General features: G+C 37.5%; 3 protein-coding genes. 2 read left to right on the top strand and 1 reads right to left on the bottom strand.

Features of this window, described 5'->3' with window-relative positions; genetic code table 11:
- The coding region (locus K6G87_RS13280; RefSeq protein WP_296838211.1) for an SGNH/GDSL hydrolase family protein at nt 1-925 on the bottom strand (925 nt) is incomplete at its 3' end.
- Nucleotides 926-1,231: 306 nt separating this feature from the next.
- Here K6G87_RS13280 and K6G87_RS13275 point away from each other — a divergent pair.
- Both K6G87_RS13275 and K6G87_RS13270 read left to right on the top strand, forming a co-directional pair.
- Complete coding sequence (locus K6G87_RS13275; RefSeq protein ID WP_296838208.1) at nt 1,232-2,830, top strand: NAD(P)/FAD-dependent oxidoreductase; 1,599 nt, start codon at nt 1,232-1,234, stop codon at nt 2,828-2,830.
- A gap of 159 nt (nt 2,831-2,989) precedes the next feature.
- Nucleotides 2,990-3,439 (top strand): glycosyltransferase (locus tag K6G87_RS13270; RefSeq protein ID WP_296838205.1); only part of this gene is annotated, 450 nt, incomplete at its 3' end.

Below are 3,439 nucleotides of genomic sequence, written 5' to 3'. Positions count from 1 at the left end.
CTTTAGATATGTTATAAGCATCACCCATGTCATTACCTGATCCATCATAGAATCTGCAATAACATGGAGTACAGATGATGAAATGAGCATCTGGAGATATTTCTTTGAGCATCTTGATACCTTGATTTAATGCACCATAGTAAGTATGCTCATCATAAGGATTATCTTTATTGTAGATATCAAGACCCATATAGTAATCATTATATCCATATTCAATAATATAGTAGTCAACCTTTTCAGGCTGAATGGAATAAAGGACAGTAGCAAATTCTTCATTAAGAGAGTTTGAATAACTTGATATTTCAAGATCTCCTTTAAGCATATGACATATAGCCGTGAAGTTAGCTTCTTCGTAGTCGTTATCGCCTTCTTCGGTACTGTTACCATTTTGAGTTCTCTTAACTGCTGCACATGTTCCACCAACTCCAAGATTATAATGAAGGGCGTTCATTTCTTCACCAACAAGTTCTGAAATAGACGTTCCTGAATTTCTCCAGTTATCAAACTGGCTGTCACCAATAAATACAAGCTGAAGGTCTCCATCCGGTACAGGCTCATTACCGCCACCATAAGGATCCTTAGTTACTGTTGTTGTCTCGTCTGTAGAAGCATTGGTAGAAGCTGTAGATGAAGCTTCTGAATTGTAGGTAGCTCCGGAACTAGCCTCTCCTGAGTTTAGATATTCGCTTGAATCAGAAGTAGCATTTGAAGATGAACCGCTACTAGCTTCGCCTGAGATCATAGTTGACGCAATATTTGAAGCAGAACTATCTGCAGAAGAAATATCACTTGCTGTAGAACTTGCATTTCCTGACATGCTTTCGCCGCTTATTCCAAGATTAGAAATAGAAGGAGATGTGCAGCCGGTTAACAAGGTGGTTGTAAGGATTAACGACGTGACTGATAAAAGATTATGAATAGACATTTTTCCTCCCCGTGAAAATATTACGAAATTATTACAAAGCTTATTTTAACACATATACTCAATCCTTGCTATAAAATCACCTTAAAATAGGATATTGAATAGCTTTTTAAAGTTAGAACGTTTATAATGTTTTAGTATTGGGCAAGGTACAGAGCTATTCTTGGTACTAATTTTTTTGAAATTAGTATGATATTAGAAGAGCCTCTAAGTAATAGATAGAGATATTTGGTTTTGTGAAATAACGTGGTAGATAGTTATATTTAAGACATGGAACTTATAGTTTCTTGTAAAAAAGTGAGGGTAAAAATGAAGAGAGCGCTTGTTATAGGTGCAGGACCTGCGGGTCTTACAGCTGCATATGAACTTTTAAAGCAGTCCAAAGACAAGAATGATCCGATTGATGTAGTTGTATTTGAAGAGTCAGATGATTTTGGCGGTATAGCCAAAACTGTTAATTATAAAGGTAACCGTATGGATATGGGCGGTCATCGCCTTTTTTCCAAAATTCCTGAAGTTAATGAGTGGTGGGATAAGATGCTTCCAATGCAGGGAGCACCTTCAAGAGACGATATAATGTTGAATAGAAGTATGCCACTTATGAAAGGAGGACCTGATCCTGAGAAGGAAGATGAGGTCATGCTTACAAGACACAGAGTAAGCCGTATCCTTTTTGATGGCAAGTTCTTCGATTATCCTGTAAGTCTTAAGTGGGAGACACTTAAAACTATGGGATTTGCTACTACTATGAAGGTTGGATTTTCATATCTTGCAGCTCTTCTTCATAAGAAGCCTGAAGATAATCTTGAGAATTTCTATATCAACAGGTTCGGCAGAAGGCTCTATGGTATGTTCTTTGAATACTATACAGAGAATCTCTGGGGCAGGCACCCATCTGAAATAGATGCAAGCTGGGGAGCTCAGCGTGTTAAGGGTGTCTCTATAACAGCAATTCTTAAGAATATGTTCCAGAAGGCTTTCCATATTAAGAGTAAAAAGGTTGAGACTTCTCTTATAGAAGAGTTCAAATATCCCAAGTATGGCCCTGGTCAGATGTGGGATGTTACTGCGGCAAGGATTGAGGAGCTTGGTGGTAAGATAATAAAACATGCTAAGGTAACAGGTATCACCAAGGATGACAATGATCATATAGTGTCTGTGACGTACGAACATGACGGCCAGATGAAAACAGAAAGTGGTGATTACTTCATTTCTTCAATGCCTATAAAAGACCTCGTTGGCGGCATGAATGATGTTCCTGATGAGCCTAAGAGAATAGCTAAGGGACTTCCGTACCGTGATTACATGACACTTGGAGTTCTGGTTCCAAGGATAAATCTTAAGAATGAGACTAATCTTAAGACAGTATCTAATATAGTTCCTGATTGCTGGATCTATGTTCAGGATCGTAATGTTAAGATGGGACGACTTCAGATCTATAATAACTGGTCGCCTTATCTTATAAAGGATATTGAGAATACTGTATGGCTTGGCCTTGAGTATTTCGTCAACGAAGGTGATGAATACTGGAACATGACAGAAGAGGAGTTTTCAAAGCTTGGCGTATCTGAGATGGTTAAGCTTGGACTTATCGATTCTGCTGATGTTGTTATAGACACACATATGGAGAAAGTTAAGAAGGCATATCCTGCTTATTTTGACACATATGAAGAGATAGATACACTTACAGCTTATCTTGATACAATTGATAACCTGTTCTGTGTAGGACGCAATGGTCAGCACCGTTACAACAATATCGATCACTCAATGATCACTTCTTTTGAAGCTGTAAAATGTATCATGACAGGTTCTACTGACAAGTCAGCAATCTGGAATGTTAATACAGAGAAGGAATATCACGAAGCTACAGCTGATGAGAAGATTGAGGAAGGTAATGAAGTAGACTGAGATGCTAGAAATATAGTCAGTAGTAAGATAGGATAAAGCTATCTGTATAATTTGAGATAAATAAGTATATCAAATATATATAGGCTATATTATTTGAGATAAGAAATAATTATTTCAGTTTAATGCAGTGATTATAAAAAAACATAAAAGGAAGAAATTATGTCAAACCCGATTTTATGGATTGTGATTCCATGCTATAACGAAGAAAATGTACTTCCGATCACTTCACCACTTTTTTTGCAGCAGCTTAAGAAGATGGTTAATGAAGGGAAAATATCTGATAAGAGCCGAATCCTTTTTGTTAATGATGGATCAAAGGATAGAACCTGGGATATCATAACAGAACTTTCACAAAAAGATGAGCATTTTATTGGTATATCCCAGAGCAGAAACCGTGGCCACCAGAATGCTGTACTTGCTGGTCTTATGGAAGCTCGTGATGTATGTGATATTACCATATCAATAGACTGTGATGGACAGGATGATATTGGAGCCATGGACAAGATGCTTGACGCTTATCTTGGCGGAGCAGAGATTGTGTATGGTGTAAGATCCAAGAGAGATACGGATACATTCTTTAAGAAGTTTACAGCAGAATCTTTCTACAAA

This window comes from Butyrivibrio sp., assembly GCF_024699075.1.
This window is presented reverse-complemented; position numbering and strand designations above follow the sequence as displayed.